Genomic DNA, 17,196 nt, shown 5'->3' with positions numbered 1-17,196 from the left:
GGTTAACAAACGTTCAAACCATCCTATTGTTGCGAAGGCGGCCGACAATAAAACAAATACCGGCCAATACCACAACAACAAAGACCGCGATCACCGTCGCCACATTCCATCTCGTGAGGGAATAACCCAAAAGAACGTACAGGACAGACGCTGCCAACATGACAGCCAAAAGCATGCATTCGCCGCAAGCGCATCTGCTGACCTTCTTCTCGGGCTCCAGATGGCCGAAAACGACCCGAGGCGCCGCCGAAATGATGGCCGGCAGGATCAAAAGGGTCCCGACGCTCGACACAAGCATGATCATCAGCATAAAAAACCCGACCGTATTGTAAGGCACCAGCCTCGACAAAAACAGGGGCAGGAAAGCGATAGAGATGACAAAGGCGTTGCGCACAAGCGCGCGCGCCGGCGCGCCGAACATCTCCCTGGCCGTATCGGGCCAATTCATCCTTACCTTATAGATCTGGCGCGACCGTTCGATAAAATGAATGGCGTAATCGATGGAGAGGCCCAGGGTCAACGCCGAAAGCACCGCCACGGGCATATCGTATTCCTTGCCGAAAAATCCGAGGGTGCTGTAAATGAACACAATGGTCACCGTCATGGGGATCATGGACAATAATCCTACCAAGGGCGACCGGAACAAAACGACCATCATGAACAGGACGATCAGAAAACTCCCAAGGAAATTCACGAACATCCCGATCACCATCTTGTCCTGCCAGACCATATTGATGTAGGTCAGACCCGACCAGTGATAGATCAGAGGCTGTGGCGCCGGATGTTCCTTGAAATAGGTCTCAACCTGTCTGACCACCAGGGCCATATCCCGGTTGTCCCCCGAAGTCAACTGCATCCATAAGTTAAGCTTGTCGTAGTCCGGCGTCACAAAGTGCCAGAGATCGTCGGGTTTATGCGAATTCTCGAACAAAAGGAGGCATTGCGCCACAGCCTCTTTTGTCGGCGGGATCATCCCGTTTTTCTTGTCGCCGCCCAAAAGCTCGTCGTAGACCTTGGAGACAACATCCGCAAGCGATGTCGACTTCCCCACCGACCCCTGTTCCAGCAGATATTTTTGGAGGCCGCGGATGTATTCAAGCATCGCCGGATCAAGAAAAACCTCTTCTTTTTTGTCTCTCGGTTCCATCACGAGATACGCGCTGTACGTTCCGCCGAAATGCCTGTTGAGCACAATGTCTGCGACGCGGATAGGATGCTTTTTGGAAAACCATTTTGTCGGATTGTCGTTGACCTTGATGCGTGTAAGCCCAATGATGGAAACGGCCACCGTCAAAACGGTCACCGCCAACACAAGCTTCCAGCGATCAACCGCAAGATGACGGGCGAATTCCAGGATGACGTGTTCGGGTCCGGTCGGATTCTCTTCATGTCTGACGCCGAACGTCGCCAGGCGCGAAGCGTCCAGAAGCGCCACATAAGCTGGGATGAAAAGCACTGTCGTCAGCCACGCCACGGCAACGCCGATCGCAACAAAGATGCCAAATACCTGGACCGGTGGGATCGGCGCAAAGGAAAGAGAAAAAAATCCGGCGACGGTCGTCAAGGAAGTAAACAGGTTCGGCATGAAGAGCTTGCGCAGGACATGCCGAATCGCCTCCTCCTTGTTCGGAAAGCGGCGGTATTCCTCATAATAATCGCTCAAAAGGTGGATTGAATCCAGGACGCAAATCGGCAGAAGAAAGATGGGGATCATGGAGCTCATGATATGGATCGGGAACCCAAGGCCGACCATCGCCCCCATCGTCAAGATGACGACGTCCATGGCCATGACCAAGGGCAGGACCACAAGACGCACGTTCCTGAAGAAAACCCACATGAGGAGAAAAATGACAAGCATGGCCGCAGGAGCGGAAAGGGCCATCTGGACGAACATCTCATGACCGAAAGCGTCTTCGGCCAAAGGCAGGCCCGTCAGAAAATACCGCTCTCCCCCTCGATAAGCCTTCGTCAGCTCGCCGATCTTTTTGGCGACCGTATAGCTTATCTTTTTTTCTTTGATGGGCACATAGATCGCCAATGCCTTACCATCGGCGGAAACGAGCGTATTGTAGAACATGGGATTGGCCAGGGCGCGCGAACGGATCCAGAGCGCATCCTGCTCCGTATAAGGCGGAGCATGCATCAGCCATTGGAAACGCACCGTGCCCGCGCCGTCCGACTGGACATCGTCTTTGGTGGAGAGACTCATCATATCGTAGGCGACGACACCGTCGATTTTGCCGATGGCCTGCGTCAGCTGATAGACATCTTCCAGGGTCCGAGGATTGAAAACACCCGCCGGCGAGCTTTCGTCGACAACACCGACAACGATATAATCATAGAGGGTGAATTCCTTTTTGACCTCCTGATGAAAACGCCGGACGAATTCATTGGCCGGCAGCATATTCTCCGGGTCCGTATCGATCTTGATGCGCAAAAACTGCAACAACGCCACGAACGTCAGGAGACCGGCGATCGCAAAAATCGCTTTCGGTCTTTTAAAAGCAAAATCGACGATTCTGTCTATCATGGGAAAGCTCCTTTGCGGCGCTATCAAGCAAGCACGCCCACGATCTTTCGCGCGCGCGCATCCACGACCTCGTAGCAGGTCTTGACGCCCTTCTTCTGGGGCGCGATGACGCCGCACTTGCGCAGGATCGACAGGTGCTGAGAGACGGTGGACTGCGGCAAGCCGAGCGCCGCGACGATCCTGCCGACATTGCAGCCGTGGCGGATAAGCCCTTTGAGGATCCGCAGACGCACTGGATGTCCCATCGCTTTCAACAATTCACTAGCAGACTGTTCGTTCATCATGGATCTCCTTTATCGTTTTATCCAAATATTACGATAAATAGATAGATATGTCAAGAGGTTTTTTCTATTTTTTCAAGACGGCTGTACAGGGTCCTCTCAACAGGAAAATTCATAAAAACCCATCCTAAAAACAAGCGCCGGACCTCATTTGGCTGCGGCCTTCCTGGATCTTTTCACGTCTTCCATCATGTCATCGGCCTCTTCGGAAAGCCCCTGCTTGGCTTTTTCCAGGATCGCCCGGGCTTCTTTGGAATTTCTGTCGACGCCGGCAAGAACGTATTGAGACGTCTTGATCGCCTCCCTGTAGTTGTTGGAATTCAGGAATGCCTTCGCCTGGCCGACGAGATAAACAGCCTTCTGGTCGGTCGTCGACATCGTTTCCGACTTTTTGATCGCCTTGGCGCTTGAGACAACCCTCTTGGCGCATCCCGACGTTACGCATATCATGCCCACGGCAAAAATCAGAACAGCAAGTACGGTTTTGCTCATAACCGCCCCCTCGACCCGTTAGATAAAAAAGGCAACCCTCCTGACTGCGAAGAGTTGCCTTACCTTAAATAAATCGTGCCAAAGACAGTCAAAAGCGTCTCTCTTTTTACCATCCGGCCCCAGTTTACGTCAACCTCTAAAAAAAGTCAAACGGAAAGGACGACGAAATGTCCCCATGCCCACCCCGTAAAACTTCGCAGGATGCCCCATGGGTCCGCAAGACCCAGGAAGATGCCGAAGAGAAAGAGGGTGACAGCGCTCTCCGGCTTCCGACAATAATCCTTGCTTCCTTATCCGGCTTAAATGTAAAATATCATCAGTCCGCCCTGGATGAAAAACGATGCAAAAGAACCTGTTGGAAAAAATAGCCGGAAAGTTGACGCTGCCAGGAATCCGCAGGGCATCTTTTTATTTTTTTCTTATCCTCTACTTCATCTTATGCCCTCTTGTCCTCTTTTATGCCTTTGGTTTCATCATCCGGCCGCATGAACAGAAACTCGTCCAAACGGGGCTCGTCTCCATCAACACCTATCCCTCCGGCGCCTCCATCTATTTAGGACCCAGCCGCTATATCCAGCGTTCCCCAGCCATCCTCTCGGAACTGCTGCCCGGTCGATACAACCTGCGCGTCTTCCTGAACCGATACAGACCATGGTCTCAAAGTTTCTATGTAAGCGCCGGCAAGGCGGTTCTTTTCGATAAGGTCCTTCTTCTGCCGAAGATCCTGATGCCGCGGACGGCCAGCACGCAGGCCTTCGTCAACATCATACCGCTGGAAGGCACGCCAAGCTGCATCCTCGTCAAAGGCCATACGTTCAAAGACGACTACCTCTTCGACGGCAGCGAGATAAACACGGAACCCCTTGCCAGCAAGATCTTTCTCTATGCCGACGCCAGACTCCAGGATCTGATGACGATCCAAGACAACCCGCAGGCCGTCCTGACTCTCATCCTCCAAAAAGAAATAAAATATCTCCTTCTCCTGCCAGCTAAAGATTCCCTTGCGGACATTTCTGCGATCGTCATCCGGCCCCCCGAAAGGTTCTTTTTGGATCCCAACGATACGTCAACGATCTATTCCCTCCACAAAGGCCAAATCGATATGATCAAACCCCAAACAGGAGCGATTTATCCAGAATATGTGGAAAACATACGCGGGTTCGGGGCCAAAGACAGAAAACTCTATATCCTCTCGCAAGAAGGGGTCCTTTTGCGCATGAACCAGGACAAAACCGCCACGGAAATCATCCTTTCAGACGCACCCTTGAGCGCATCCATCTTTGATCCCAAGGGTATCTATGAGATCCGCCCACTCATGCCGGGGACGTTTGTCTTTCTGGGAAACGAAGGGCAGCTTATGACGAACCATTTGCCCCACAGGATATGCGACCGTGGATGCCGAGGCATCTCATTTGACGACCAGAGAGACCGCCTTCTCTTCTGGACGAAGAATAAAATCGGCACCGTAGAATTCCTGAACGACAACCCGGACAACGATCCTTTTTCAAACGGTTCTGTCGTGCAATACATCTTTGAAGCAGGCAGAGATATCAAACAGTGCCTCTGGGTCTATGAAGGCTCCCACATCCTTTTCAGGGATGCCGATAAAATATTCCTTGCCGAGCTCGTGCCGCAAGGCCCCCCGCACATCGAATTCCTCGTCCAGGTCAAAAATAACACGAATATTTTCTATTCTGAAGAAACAGGAACCCTCTATTACCTGGATGCCAAAAAAGAAGGGCTTGAGGCGCTCGACATCGTCTCGGGCAATGCCCCTGCCGCTTTACCGCAGGCGGAATCTACGGAAAACCAAGAGGGAACATGATATTCACCTACAGCCGCTGCAACCTGGACCGCCGCCAACGCACCCTTCAGCGTTTCTTTGAAATCCTTCCCGGAGCCACAAGCTGGGGTATCCTTCTGGGCTTCATCCTGCTATCCCTCTGGGAACCCCTTGTTGCCGCAGCCCTGATCATCGCCTTCGATCTTTATTGGATCCTCAGGCTGTTCTACATGAATATTTTTCTGGCCCTTTCTTATGCGCGTCTCTCGTGGGAACGAAAAACAGATTGGCTTAAACGCATCGACGACACGCGGGATATCGACAGGTCTCTGCGCCGGCCCCAGGCGGCGTCCAGCGGGAACAAGTTGCCTGAGATTATCTCGGAGGTCATCAACCGGCGGGAACTCGCAGAACTGAAAAACAGCGGCCAAACCGTGCCGTCCTACGACGATATTTACCAACTTGTCATCATGCCTGTTGTCCGCGAATCGCGGGACATTGTGGAACCCGGCATCAAAAGCCTCTCTGAAGGGGCATTCCCTTCGCGGCGGATCCTGGTCGTCCTGGCCGTAGAAGAGCGCTCCTCCCCTGAAATCCGGGACGCCGCCCAAAGGCTTGCCGCCGAATATCGCGGACGCTTCCTGGAATTCCTCGTCACCCTCCATCCGGACGGCATTGCAGGCGAGGCGCGCGTCAAAGGGGCCAATGCAACATTTGCCGCAAAGGTCGCGGTGGGATTCTTCACGGAGAAAAACATCCCTTTTGAAAACGTCATCGTCTCCTGTTTTGACGCCGACACGATAGTCAACCCGGACTATTTCAACTGCCTCACCTACAGCTACATCGTCACCCCCAACCGCACTCAAGCCAGCTACCAACCTATCCCCGTCTACCATAACAACATCTGGGAGGCCCCGGCTTTCGCGCGCGTCTTAGACATCGGTTCTTCCTTTTTCCAGCTGATCGAAGCGACGAACCCCGAACAACTCGTCACTTTTTCGAGCCATAGCATGAGTTTCCAAGCCCTCGTCGACGTCGGATACTGGCCTGTGGATATGATCTCGGACGACTCCGCTATCTTCTGGAAATCCTATATCCATTATGACGGCCGCTATCGCGTCATCCCCCTGGCAACAACCCTCTCGATGGACATCACCCAGGCCAAGACGTGGAGAAAAACACTGGTCAATGTCTATAAACAAAAAAGGCGCTGGGCCTGGGGCGTTGAAAACTTCCCGATCCTCATGCGTGCCTTTCTGGGATCGCCGACGATACCCTTGCGGCAAAAACTGCGGCACAGCTTCAAGCTTTTCGAAGGCCACATTTCCTGGGCCACCTGGCCGTTCCTTTTGACCTTTATCGGCTGGCTCCCGACCCTGTTTGCGGGACGGGAATTCAGCCACACAGTGCTTTACTATACCGGTCCGCGCATCACGACAACAATCTTCAGCCTCGCCAGCATCGGACTGCTCAACTGCATCATCCTCAGCTTGCTGCTGCTGCCAAAAAATCCTGCAAAAAACACCTTTTGGACAAAAATGGGACAGGCCCTGGAATGGTTATCCGTCCCTTTTATCATGATCTTCTTGAGCGGCATGCCTGCTTTGGACGCCCAGACGCGCCTCGCCCTAGCCAAAAGACTCGAATTCTGGGTAACAGAGAAGGAAAGAAAAAAGGCAGCCGATAAATGACCAGCTGCCTCTCCGACATCCCCAATCACAGGCCGTACTACTGCTTCCCTGGACCCCCTTCTTTTTTCTTGAAAAAACCGGCATAGCGCCGCAAAAACTTAACGATCTCTCTTTCCTCCCGGCCGATCACCGTCTTGACGTCTTCTATTTCTTCGCCGAGCTTGACATCCAGATGTCTGGATTTCCTCATGCCAAGGATCTGCGAAGGATAAACGCTTCTGTGTCCTGTAATGAAAAAACTGATCACGCAGGCGACCGCGGCAAAAGGTGCAAGCCTGGCATCGAACAACTCCATGGCCATGATGCTGGCGGCGATAGGCGTGTTGGCTGCTCCGGCCAAAACGCTCACCAAACCGATGGCCGCAAACATCGGAACATTCAGATTAAAAACATGGGCGAACCAATCCCCTGCCGTCGCCCCGATGAAAAAGAGAGGCGTGACGATCCCCCCGCTGCCCCCGAAATTGAGCGTGACGCTGGTCGCGACCGCCTTGACAATAAAGGCATACCACGGCACGTGTTCGCCCGACAGGCACCCTTGTATCGTATACAGGCCCAGCCCAAGATAATCCCCGGAAAAAACAAGGGCAAGGACGATCATGGCGGCGCCGCCCAGAAGCCCCTTGAGGGGCGGCCACCAGTCGATCCTCTGCGCCAGACGACGGCCGAAATTAAGGACTTCGACAAGGAAAAAAGAACACAACCCAAAAAAAATACCCGCGGCCACCACCTGAAAAAAAGTGGCCTTGTCAAAAACAGGAATAAAATTCAAGGCCCCATGGAAATATTCGACGCCGAGAGAAGAAGAAACATTAAAACTCACGATCCCGGCGACGAAAGACGGCAGGATAACGTCATAGAGGATGCTCCCCACAAAAAGGACTTCCACGCCAAAGATGGCGCCGGCAATAGGTGTCCCGAAAACAGAGGCGAAACCGGCGCTGATACCGCAGATAACGAGCTTCTTGCGATCGTAATCATCCAACCTGATCAACCGCGCAAAGATTGCAGCCAAACCCGCCCCAATTTGTGCGCACGGCCCCTCCTTGCCCGCCGAACCACCCGACGCGATGGTCATGATCGTCGCGATCAGTTTTACGGGAACGACAGACGCCTTGATTTTACCGGCATGTTTGTGGACGGCCTCGATGACCTTCTCGGTTCCATGTCCTTCGGCGTCAGGAGCCAACATTCTGATCATGAAGGCGCTCAGGAAAAACGCCAGAGGCATGAGAACGAAATAATGCGGCCGTTCGTGCATCCATGCCACTGAAGCCTGGAGCAGATGGAGGAAAACGGCTGTGGACACACCAACGATAATGCCGACAGAAACAGCAAGGACAATCCATTTGATGACGGTATAAACAAGGGCTGTTTCTTCGGAGATGCGGCTTCTCATCCTTCGATCCTTTTGTGGAGCCCCACGGCCTTGCCTGCTCGCTTGTCTCGGCCTGCCCTTCGGGCAAGGCCGGACAAGCAGGCGGGCGATCCGCGGCCCCTTTGTTTTCGAAATTCCGCCGCAGTCGCCTTCCCGACAGGCGGACAGGCAGGGCGTCCCGCCCGAATGCCCACGACGGTGCCTTCGAACACCGCCAATCCCAACCTTTAGAGACGGAACATTCTGGGCGCGGGGTAAAATTCTATACCTTCCCCCGTCCAACGCCGCCCCCTTGGGAACAAAATGGGCCCCATCCCCCCGATGCGCCCCTCATGGTCAACCGGAGAACAAAACCAGAGCCCCTTGTCTCAAGAGAAAACCCCCATGCAAAACCCTGCCCCAAAAGAGGACGGTATGCGTCATGTTTTCAGGATTTTCTCGTAAACACGAAAAGTCTCCTCTACGATCTTGTCCCAGCGATAGCGCTCCATCACCTGCCTGGCCTGTGCATCCCTTGCTTCCTGCGGCATAGGCCTATCAACGAATTCCTTGATCTTTTCGACAAGGGTCCCCACATCCCACGGCTTAAAAAAGCGGTCTTCGGACAGTCCAAACTCTTTATTGGCCGGGATATCCGAAACCAGGCATGAAAGGCCGTAACTCATAGCCTCAAGCAAGGCCAGTGGCAGACCTTCATAATAGGACGGCAAAAGAAAAAGGCCGGCATGGGCATATAATTCCCATAGACGCGCGCCCGAAAGATACCCCGCGAGGACGACGTTCTTGTTCTCCCTGGCCTTCTTTATCAATGTCTGACTGTATGGGGTCTCATGGTCGGCCCAACCGGCGATCACAAGTTTCCACTCCTGATAAAAAGATGAAGCGTTCGCAGACTGGAATCTCGCAAAGGCCTCGATCGCATGATGAAATCCATTCTCCGGAACAAATCGGCCTGCGCAGAGAATATACCTGCGTTTCATCACGGCGAAATGCGCCAGTGTCGTTTCTCCGGGAAAAACCTGCGGGACCGCGACACCATAGGGAATGACCGTTGCCGTCCTGCCGTAATGCTTGAGAATATCAGCTGCGATCGCCCCTGAAACGGCGATGACCTCGTTGGCGAATCTGCACCCCAGGGACTCCCCCATCTTCAAAAACATCCTGGCGAACTTCCCGCATTTCATGCTCTGATAATCCTGACCGTGATGTGTCATAACGGTCTTCATGCCGAAGAGGCGCGCCAAAGGCAGGCATAACGACGGCCCGATGGAATGAAAATGCAAAAGGTCCGGCTTCAGCTTGCGAGCGGCCAGCACGCCCTTCAGCGTATGAACAAAGGCTTCGGCATACTGATCTCTCGGACAGTCCAAAGAAACCAAGGAAACGCCCCTGTATTCCTTCCGGGGTTCTATCACGTAAGGCTGGCGCGTGAAAACAACGGCCTGGCATCCTTTGCCGGCCAAACGCGGATAAAGATTCTCGCAATAAGATTCAATTTTTCCCCGGATATCCGGAAACCCTCGAATACCCAAAACGGCAATTTTCATATTATCTTTCGCGATGCATGGACTAAAAGGGCCGAAACAGGCTGTTTTATTTATCATACCTCAGAGACGGCATTTTCGCAAATGCCACATCTGCTCCAAGCGCCGCGCATGGCTAAAAAAAGCGAAGCAAGAAAAATCCTGAACACCAAAAATAGGGGAGCTGTTTGTATTGTTCCTGCGGCCAAAAACAGGACCGAGAAGCCGCCGTGCCGCTGGACTCTTCCGTCGGCTACCTTGACAAATATGGAATTCTGTGGCAAGCTACTCGCGTGATCCAACGGCAACAACGACGTCTTGCCAGTAAAGGCAAGACATTTTTTTGGATACCCCCTATGAGACAAAAAAAGTTTTTCTGTCTGGCGATTTCCTTCCTGGCATTAATGGCGCTCCTCCAACCCGGCCTCCTCATGCCACAAGGCATCCTTGACGGAACAGAGAAAGAAACCAATCGGTCTGTCTTGAAGACAACCGACGCCGAAGGAAAAGCCCCTCTGCCGGTATTCCTTGACGGGTTGAGTGCAGAGGTGCAAGCCGACCCTGTTTCCGCCATCGTTCCTTTCCCCTGCAAAAACTGCAATAAAGGACCATTCTACTGCGCATTCCTTCCGCAGAGTTTCTGTATTCACGCCCCGCCGATTTTCTCCAGCTGATAGCATTCAAGACAAAACCACTCAACCGCCGCCTTTAAAAATCCGCTTCCTTTCATCTTTTGCGAAAGGTATCAAGCCAAATTCAAAGACGGATTGCGGGCGGAAAACACAGGTCTCCGTATGAAAAATTGGAATTTTTCCCATATTAAAATGGTCTCAGTCTCTCTTTCGGCAGCAACGAAAGAAGCAGCTGTGCGTGAATTGGCGGCTTTCCTGAAAGAATCGCCGCAAATCAATAATTTTGAAAAATTTGTAGCCGACGTCCTTGAGCGTGAAAGGCGCCAACCTACGGGAGTCGGTCATGAGACAGCCTTTCCACACGCCCGAACGGACAGCATCAACAAATTCGTCGTCGTTTTCGGCCGCGCCGGCAATGGCATTGATTTCGGGGCGATAGACAAGAAACCGGCCCGGCTGATCTTCCTCTTGGGGATACCGAAGTTCGAAATCAGGGGCTACCTCCAGGTCCTGGGACTTCTGTCCCGTTCCCTAAAGAATGAAAAGTTCAGACAAAAACTCCTCGAGGCGAAAGACGAAAAAGAAATCAGGCAAATCTTGGTCTCGATGAACGAAAAACAAAAAACAAGCGCCCACAAAACCCATGCGACAGCCTGATGGCGATGGACCTTTCCAGCCCTGCCGTGTTTCGGATAAGGCGTGTCTGAAGTTTTTTCGATTGGATCCGGAAGTCTGGCTCTGCCGAAGAAGGACTACTCGTATCGCAGCGCTTCGATAGGATCAAGTTCCGAGGCTTTTTGCGCAGGCCAGAGGCCGAAGATAATGCCCACGCCGAGGGAAAACGTCGTCGCCAAAACAATGGAGAACACGGAGACCCGCACGGCCCAGCCGGCAAAAACGACCATGAGCATGGCGATCCCGCTGCCCAAAAGAATGCCGACAACGCCGCCGATGATCGCCATCAGGACCGCCTCGATCAGAAACTGCACCATGATATCCCTGTTATTGGCGCCGATGGCCTTGCGCAGGCCGATCTCGCGCGTGCGCTCCGTCACGGACACAAGCATGATGTTCATGATGCCGATGCCGCCGACCAACAGCGAGATGGCGGCGATGGAACCCAAAAGCATGGACATGGTCTTGGTCGTCGCCTCCAGCGTCTGGCGGATATCGCTCATATTGCGGATCTGAAACGTGTCCTCCTCATCCTTGTCCAAATGATGCCTCTTGATGATCTCGCGCTTGATGGCTTCCTCGGCTTCATCGATGACGTCGGAGCTTCTTGCTTCCACATACATGGAATCGATATAATCCTTGCCGAGAAGGCGGTACATGGCGGTCGTGATGGGGATCAACACCGTATCGTCGGGGTCGTGAAACCCTCCTCCCCCCTTGGGCGCCAGGACACCGATCACTTTGAAATTCTGCAGGTTGATCTTGATCGTCCGACCCACCGGGTCGGCATCCCCGAAAAGCTCCCTGGCGACCGTCGAACCCAACAGGACGACCTTGTCGCGGGACGTAACCTCGCCGGAGCTGAAAAAACGGCCGATCTGGGGCTTTGAAGAACGCACCTCTTCGTAAGCCACGTCGACGCCCTCGATCTGGGTATTCCAGTTCTTGTTGCCATATACAAGTTGCCCCCTGCCGGTCACAGAAGGACTGATGCGTCTGACCACATCCGTCAAACGTTTGATCGCCTCCACATCCTGGAATGTAAAACGTGTCACCGTTCCGGATTCAAGCGCCACAGGGCCCAGTTTGGGCGACCCCGGCCGCACCATCAGGAGATTCGACCCCAATGTCGCCAGCTGTTTTTCTATGGACTCTTTGGCGCCTGTCCCGAGAGCGAGCATGGCGATGACGGCGGCCACACCGATCAAGATCCCCAGGATGGACAAAAACGAGCGCATCTTGTGGGAAAACATCGCAGAAGACGCCTGCTGCAGATATTCAAAAAATTTTGTCTTCCGGGATACGGCCAGACCGTGGGCCAAGGCCTCTTCCACGACGCTATCGGCGCTGCTGTCGGGCCGGACAGCTGCAGACGTCTTGCGTTTTTCATCAGAAATAATACGGCCGTCGCGCATCGTGATGATGCGGTCGGCATATTGCGCCACATCGTATTCATGGGTGACGAGCACGATAGTCTTGCCCTGTTTATTCAAATCCTTGAGCAGGCCCATGATCTCAGCCTGGCTTTTCGTGTCCAGGTTCCCCGTCGGCTCATCCGCAAGGATAATAAACGGATCGTTGACCAAAGAGCGCGCAATGGCCACACGCTGCTGTTGGCCTCCTGAAAGCTCATTGGGCCTGTGATGGGCACGCTCTGCCAGACCGACCTGCTTGATCCGTTCCTGCGCCAGCTCTTTCAAGTGTCTTTTGCCGGCGTAGATCAACGGCAGCTCTGTGTTCTCAAGCGCAGAAAGGCGCGGCAGGAGATGGAACTGCTGGAAGACAAACCCCGCAATACGGTTGCGGATGGCCGACAACTCTTCGTCCCTAAGGTCGTTGATGCGCTTTGTGCCGAGATAATATTCGCCGCTGTCCGGACGGTCAAGCAGCCCCAAAACGTGCATGAGCGTGGATTTTCCCGAGCCGGACGCCCCCATGATCGCGATGAACTCGCCCGCCGAGACGGACAAAGAAACTCCCTGCAGGGCTTTGACCTCGATCTCGCCCATACGATATGTCTTGGAGATATTCTTGATGGTGATCATGGCCCGGCCCGATCCCTATTTTTTACGGCGGAACGGCATGAACGGGTTTGTCCCGCCGGTAGAGTTGCCGCTGACGTCATATTTCTTCGACGTGATAACGACTTCTTCGTCCTTGCTTAACCCCGAAAGGATGGCCGTGTTTTCTTCATCCGAGAGGCCCGTTTTGACCGCGCGCTTCTCGGGTGTCTCGCCCTTGCCGCGGTAGACCCATACGAACGTCTCGCCGTTATCCGTAAAGACGGCCTCTTGCGGGACAAGCAACGCGCCGGACTGCCCTTCCTCCACGAATTCAACGTTGGCGTTCATGCCTGAGCGGAAAAACTCAGGCACTTCTTGCGGCTTCAAATCCACCTTATAGATGGTGACGTTATTGACGGTCTCGGATTCATAATAAATATGCTCGACGACACAGGAAATCTTCGTGTCCGGATAGGCGTCCAGCTCCACATAGGCCTTTTGGCCCACCCTGATCTTGCCGATATCCGTCTCGTCCACTTGCGCGCGGACGATCAGGTGGTCCGAGAGCACGACAACCGCGTCGGAAGTCGTCACGGTCTGGCCGGGCTGGGTCGTCGCCACGATCACTTCTCCGTCGATCGGCGCCGACAGCGGGATCGCCTTGTAAGCATCTTCCCAGTATTTCAACGCCTCTTCCCCCTGGCCGCGGGCGTTATCCAGGAGGGCGGCGCGCTCGGTCGAGCTCATCCACGCCAAGATCTGCCCCACCTTGACTTTCTCGCCTTCTTTGACCAGGACGCTCTCGATACGGCCGTTGACCGGCGGCTTGATCTCCAGGCGGTTTTTGGGAAGAACGGTCCCCGTCGTCGAGATCATCGTATGGATCGTCCCGACAGCGGGCTTGACGATGCGCCCCTCCTCGCTCCCCGCCCCGCCGCCCCTGAAGACCGCCATTTTCACGATGACAAGACCCGCCACGACCAATAGCCCGATACCTAACTTGCGCAGATTATTTTTCATTTTCCAGGGTCTCTCCTTTCGCCAGGATCCAATCGGCCTCAGCCAGAAGCGCGGCGGCCTGGGCGTTTAAAAGGTTTTTCTTCGCCGACACCAGATCGTCCTCAATGATCGTCCAGTTGTCATAAGTCATCAGGCCGATCGAATATTGCGCCTGGGCGATCTTGGAACGTTCTTCGGTCGCAATCAAAAATTTCTGTTTGACGCTCACGTTTTCGACGGCATCTTTCAAGAGCGCCCACGTCTGTTCCAGGGTCACCAGGACGGTATCCTTGGTGCTGCGCTCGGTGGCCTGGGCCTCTGTCAAAAGCGACTTGGCCCGGTTGAGCTCGGCGGTTTTAAGGCCTCCTTCGAACAACGGCAAAGACAACCCCAACCCCAGACTCCATGTATTCGACTGAGGCGGCCAGTGGCTGCCCGATTTGCCGATGCTTGTGTCGGCCGACACCACGGGGAAAAAGTTTTCCTTGGCGGATTTGACGCCGTAAACAGCGGCATTCTTTTCGGCTACCGTCTTTTGCAGGGAAGGATGCTTAGCCGCGATGGCCTGAAAATCCGGCTCCTGTCCTTGCGATTCCGTCACCTCAAAATCACCCTTGACCTCAAGGGGCGCGAAACCTTTTCGCCCCATTTCTTTGGTCAACTGCCATTGCGCCACCGTGACGTCCCTTTTGGCCTGTTCCAGCTCAAATTTTGCCTCGGCAAGGTTGGCCTCGGCGGTCAAAAGCGCCCCCTTATGCTCCAGGCCGGACTGGTATCTTAAGGAAATAAGGACGAGATTGGACTTGCGGATGCTGATGATGTCTTCTGTCACATCGACAAGATTCTGGGCATAGAGAAGGTCGACAAAGGCGCTGCGCAGGCGCTGGCGGACATCGGACGACACAAAGCGGTAGTTCTCTCTGGATGCCTGGACGTTCTCTTTGGCGGCGTTGACGTCCGAAACGGTCTTAAAGCCGTCAAAGACGAGCTGTGAGCCAGAGACATCGTAGGCATAGGTGTCCGACGTCCCCCCGCCGGCGGCCTTACCCGTCGTGCCGCTGACGCTTGAGGTGACCTGCGGATAAAGCGTGCTGGCCGTGATCTGCTTGTCCGCCGTCGACTGTTTGACACCTTCGACGGCCACGACGAGGTCGGGATTGTTCTTGGCCGCCTCCCGGACGCAATCCCCCCACGTCAACGTCTCCGCCGCCCAAACGGGACGGCACAGGATGACGGTAAAAACCATGGAAAAAAACAGGCGTAGCTTCATCGCGTTATTTCGTTTTGGCCTCAAAAGCTTCGCGCAACATGGAAATTTCCGTCAGGAACCGGTTGAACTCCTCGACGGGCACCAGCCCGATCATGCCTCTGCCCTTCGACAAAACGACCATCTTGTCATTCGCGTGGAGACTAAGCTTTTTGCGCAGCTCGACGGGGATGACGACCTGGCCTTTGGCGCCCAGGGTGACGGTCCCGTAGACCTTAGGATGCATCGAATGATCCATAACGCTCCTCCTTCATGACTCCGACAGACTCTTTTACATGCGTTCCCTAATAAAACACAAGCGGTCATTTAACTTGCGCCTCTTGACCCGTACACCAAACCCTCAAGTATGACTTGTATGAAATGTTAGAAATGTTAAATTTATTATACCTACACACCGTACAGAATGCAAGTCATTTTTTCCGGGAATTTTGGAGGCAGGAAAAACTACTTCCCTAATATCATCTTGAACGGCATGGACGCGATCTGAAGGACGCTCTTGGCGCCTGTCTTGGCCGTCCCCCAGGCAGCGTCGATCGTATCGGAGACGCCGGACAGGGCGGGCGCAAGGGCCAGGTTGATTAATTTCCCGACATCCGTATTCTGGATCGCCTTGTAAATGATCAGTCTGACGACCTCGTTTTCATCCTGGAGCCGGACGAATGCCTGGTCTTTGAGGCCGATGGTATAGAGATGGGCCTTTTTACCGGTGGGGGTGTATTCCGTATAGTTGACCGTCCCGATGCTCAACACAAGAACGTCGAAAAAGAAAGGCGTCTTATCTTTGCCGACGGCCCCCGAGTCTTTGATCGGCACCAGTTCCTTGATATTGACCTTGCCCTCCAGGTTCTTGATGATGGAGAGCCGTTCGAGGTCGACGGCTAAAAGATAAACGTTCGGTTTCTTTTGAGTGATGACGGCCCCCGGGTCCCAGACGAGATGGATCGCGTTGATATACGCCAGCTCTTTTTCGTCAAAGCCCACGGGATTATAGATGGTGACCCCTTCGGCGCAGACATGGGTCAATAGCGGCGAGTAGGTCAGTTTTTGTATCATGACGTTGATGCCCAACTGCTGTTCGATCTCCTGCTCGACCAAGTCTTTGATCTTCAGGTGCTTGACGACCGCAAATGTCGTGCAAAAAAGAACGATGATGACAAGAAAGATGACGCCCAAAATGATTGAAAAAGTCCTGACGATCTTCACAATACCTCCCTGGAATGTCCTAATTGTCAAACCCCAAATAATCCGATGCTGTCAAGACGACATCTGCAATACAGTTCAATAAAGCGACTCCGAAAAAAGCCCAGAATGCGGCGCCAGACGCAGCGATGACCATGGGGATGTCTTTGGAAAAAAACATGTCGAAGAATGCCCCCGGCGTACCGCCGAATGCCACAAACGCGACAAAAAATAAAACAATGGAAATGAAATTATTGACGCACCATTTGATGAAGGTCCAATAGTGGGCGTGCTTTTTAAAAAGCTTCATCCGGAGCGCAATCGTAGAAAGCCAGACGACATTGGCCGCCAGCAAACAGACAAACCACTCAAAAAATCTATAGGCATTCTCCTCGCTGCCGCCGATAGCCAGGCACATGGAGTAGTAAGCGAAAGAATGAAACAACAAAAGAGGGAAATCGAGGACGAAAACGACCCAGCGCCACTTTCTGTGTTTCTCGACAAGCAAGGCGGCCGTATACAAATTCCTCGTCGGCGCAAAGAAAAACCTGATCAAAACAAAAGTGCTGACGACCAAGAGCGGCAATGCAACCCAGTTCTTGGCCCGGATCACCGCCTCGGCTGAAGACGCGTATCCCCAAGCCATAAAGATCGCATAGATAACTTCGGCCCGGACGATAAAATCATCAAAACGCTTATGCAACTCCGCTCCGCAGGCCGAACACACTTTCCGATGACTCCCGCAGACATGACACTGCTCCAT

General features: G+C 53.6%; 15 protein-coding genes. 4 read left to right on the top strand and 11 right to left on the bottom strand.

Annotated elements, in window-relative coordinates:
* Positions 1–13: 13 nt before the first annotated feature.
* The 3 genes from BU251_RS01870 to BU251_RS01860 form a co-directional block, all read right to left on the bottom strand.
* Positions 14–2,530: an efflux RND transporter permease subunit gene (locus BU251_RS01870; RefSeq protein WP_128699208.1), complete on the bottom strand. Its 2,517-nt coding sequence runs from the start codon at positions 2,528–2,530 to the stop codon at positions 14–16.
* 23 nt (positions 2,531–2,553) lie between these two features.
* Entirely contained in the window at positions 2,554–2,814 is a 261-nt protein-coding gene (locus BU251_RS01865; protein ID WP_128699207.1) for an ArsR/SmtB family transcription factor, read from the bottom strand.
* A gap of 144 nt (positions 2,815–2,958) precedes the next feature.
* On the bottom strand, positions 2,959–3,303 hold the full coding sequence (locus tag BU251_RS01860; RefSeq protein WP_128699206.1) for a hypothetical protein: 345 nt from the start codon (positions 3,301–3,303) through the stop codon (positions 2,959–2,961).
* Between the two features lie 340 nt (positions 3,304–3,643).
* On the opposite strand from BU251_RS01860, the gene BU251_RS01855 reads away from it, so the two are divergent.
* Both BU251_RS01855 and BU251_RS01850 read left to right on the top strand, forming a co-directional pair.
* Complete coding sequence (locus BU251_RS01855) at positions 3,644–5,128, top strand: PEGA domain-containing protein (RefSeq protein WP_128699205.1); 1,485 nt, start codon at positions 3,644–3,646, stop codon at positions 5,126–5,128.
* Entirely contained in the window at positions 5,125–6,777 is a 1,653-nt protein-coding gene (locus BU251_RS01850; RefSeq protein ID WP_128699204.1) for a glycosyltransferase family 2 protein, read from the top strand. The genes BU251_RS01855 and BU251_RS01850 overlap by 4 nt, the downstream gene beginning before the upstream one ends.
* 37 nt (positions 6,778–6,814) lie before the next feature.
* On the opposite strand, the gene BU251_RS01845 is transcribed toward BU251_RS01850, so the two are convergent.
* Together BU251_RS01845 and BU251_RS01840 are read right to left on the bottom strand one after the other, a co-directional pair.
* On the bottom strand, positions 6,815–8,176 hold the full coding sequence (locus BU251_RS01845) for a chloride channel protein (protein ID WP_128699203.1): 1,362 nt from the start codon (positions 8,174–8,176) through the stop codon (positions 6,815–6,817).
* A 398-nt stretch (positions 8,177–8,574) separates the two neighbouring features.
* Positions 8,575–9,702, bottom strand: a complete 1,128-nt coding sequence (locus BU251_RS01840) for a glycosyltransferase family 4 protein (RefSeq protein WP_128699202.1) — start codon at positions 9,700–9,702, stop codon at positions 8,575–8,577.
* A 164-nt stretch (positions 9,703–9,866) separates the two neighbouring features.
* On the opposite strand from BU251_RS01840, the gene BU251_RS01835 reads away from it, so the two are divergent.
* Complete coding sequence (locus BU251_RS01835) at positions 9,867–10,352, top strand: hypothetical protein (protein WP_128699201.1); 486 nt, start codon at positions 9,867–9,869, stop codon at positions 10,350–10,352.
* Positions 10,353–10,502: 150 nt separating this feature from the next.
* Positions 10,503–10,967 (top strand): PTS sugar transporter subunit IIA, encoded by a 465-nt coding sequence (locus tag BU251_RS01830; protein WP_164908813.1) that lies wholly within the window; start codon positions 10,503–10,505, stop codon positions 10,965–10,967.
* Between the two features lie 95 nt (positions 10,968–11,062).
* On the opposite strand, the gene BU251_RS01825 is transcribed toward BU251_RS01830, so the two are convergent.
* The 6 genes from BU251_RS01825 to BU251_RS01800 form a co-directional block, all read right to left on the bottom strand.
* On the bottom strand, positions 11,063–13,030 hold the full coding sequence (locus tag BU251_RS01825) for an ABC transporter permease (protein WP_128699199.1): 1,968 nt from the start codon (positions 13,028–13,030) through the stop codon (positions 11,063–11,065).
* Positions 13,031–13,045: 15 nt separating this feature from the next.
* Positions 13,046–14,008 carry an efflux RND transporter periplasmic adaptor subunit gene (locus BU251_RS01820; RefSeq protein WP_128699198.1) on the bottom strand — a complete coding sequence of 321 codons (963 nt, stop codon included), beginning with the start codon at positions 14,006–14,008 and terminating at the stop codon, positions 13,046–13,048.
* On the bottom strand, positions 13,998–15,257 hold the full coding sequence (locus tag BU251_RS01815) for a TolC family protein (protein ID WP_128699197.1): 1,260 nt from the start codon (positions 15,255–15,257) through the stop codon (positions 13,998–14,000). Before BU251_RS01815 ends, BU251_RS01820 begins: the two co-directional genes overlap by 11 nt.
* A gap of 4 nt (positions 15,258–15,261) precedes the next feature.
* Positions 15,262–15,492 (bottom strand): AbrB/MazE/SpoVT family DNA-binding domain-containing protein, encoded by a 231-nt coding sequence (locus tag BU251_RS01810; RefSeq protein ID WP_128699196.1) that lies wholly within the window; start codon positions 15,490–15,492, stop codon positions 15,262–15,264.
* Between the two features lie 206 nt (positions 15,493–15,698).
* Complete coding sequence (locus BU251_RS01805) at positions 15,699–16,457, bottom strand: AsmA family protein (RefSeq protein ID WP_128699195.1); 759 nt, start codon at positions 16,455–16,457, stop codon at positions 15,699–15,701.
* Positions 16,458–16,476: 19 nt separating this feature from the next.
* Positions 16,477–17,196: a hypothetical protein gene (locus BU251_RS01800; protein ID WP_128699194.1), complete on the bottom strand. Its 720-nt coding sequence runs from the start codon at positions 17,194–17,196 to the stop codon at positions 16,477–16,479.

The sequence above is a fragment of the Candidatus Velamenicoccus archaeovorus genome (genome assembly GCF_004102945.1).
Taxonomy (GTDB): Bacteria; Omnitrophota; Gorgyraeia; order Velamenicoccales; family Velamenicoccaceae; genus Velamenicoccus; species Velamenicoccus archaeovorus.
Note: the sequence above shows the minus strand (reverse complement) of the source record. Positions and strands in the feature narration are given on the sequence as shown.

Coding starts and splice junctions, on each gene's coding strand:
- BU251_RS01855 (WP_128699205.1), top strand. CDS start 3,644: ATGCAAAAGAACCTGTTGGAAAAAATAGCCGGAAAGTTGACGCTGCCA.
- BU251_RS01800 (WP_128699194.1), bottom strand. CDS start 17,196: ATGGAGCAGTGTCATGTCTGCGGGAGTCATCGGAAAGTGTGTTCGGCC.
- BU251_RS01815 (WP_128699197.1), bottom strand. CDS start 15,257: ATGAAGCTACGCCTGTTTTTTTCCATGGTTTTTACCGTCATCCTGTGC.
- BU251_RS01850 (WP_128699204.1), top strand. CDS start 5,125: ATGATATTCACCTACAGCCGCTGCAACCTGGACCGCCGCCAACGCACC.
- BU251_RS01840 (WP_128699202.1), bottom strand. CDS start 9,702: ATGAAAATTGCCGTTTTGGGTATTCGAGGGTTTCCGGATATCCGGGGA.
- BU251_RS01845 (WP_128699203.1), bottom strand. CDS start 8,176: ATGAGAAGCCGCATCTCCGAAGAAACAGCCCTTGTTTATACCGTCATC.
- BU251_RS01825 (WP_128699199.1), bottom strand. CDS start 13,030: ATGATCACCATCAAGAATATCTCCAAGACATATCGTATGGGCGAGATC.
- BU251_RS01820 (WP_128699198.1), bottom strand. CDS start 14,008: ATGAAAAATAATCTGCGCAAGTTAGGTATCGGGCTATTGGTCGTGGCG.
- BU251_RS01810 (WP_128699196.1), bottom strand. CDS start 15,492: ATGGATCATTCGATGCATCCTAAGGTCTACGGGACCGTCACCCTGGGC.
- BU251_RS01870 (WP_128699208.1), bottom strand. CDS start 2,530: ATGATAGACAGAATCGTCGATTTTGCTTTTAAAAGACCGAAAGCGATT.
- BU251_RS01865 (WP_128699207.1), bottom strand. CDS start 2,814: ATGATGAACGAACAGTCTGCTAGTGAATTGTTGAAAGCGATGGGACAT.
- BU251_RS01830 (WP_164908813.1), top strand. CDS start 10,503: ATGGTCTCAGTCTCTCTTTCGGCAGCAACGAAAGAAGCAGCTGTGCGT.
- BU251_RS01860 (WP_128699206.1), bottom strand. CDS start 3,303: ATGAGCAAAACCGTACTTGCTGTTCTGATTTTTGCCGTGGGCATGATA.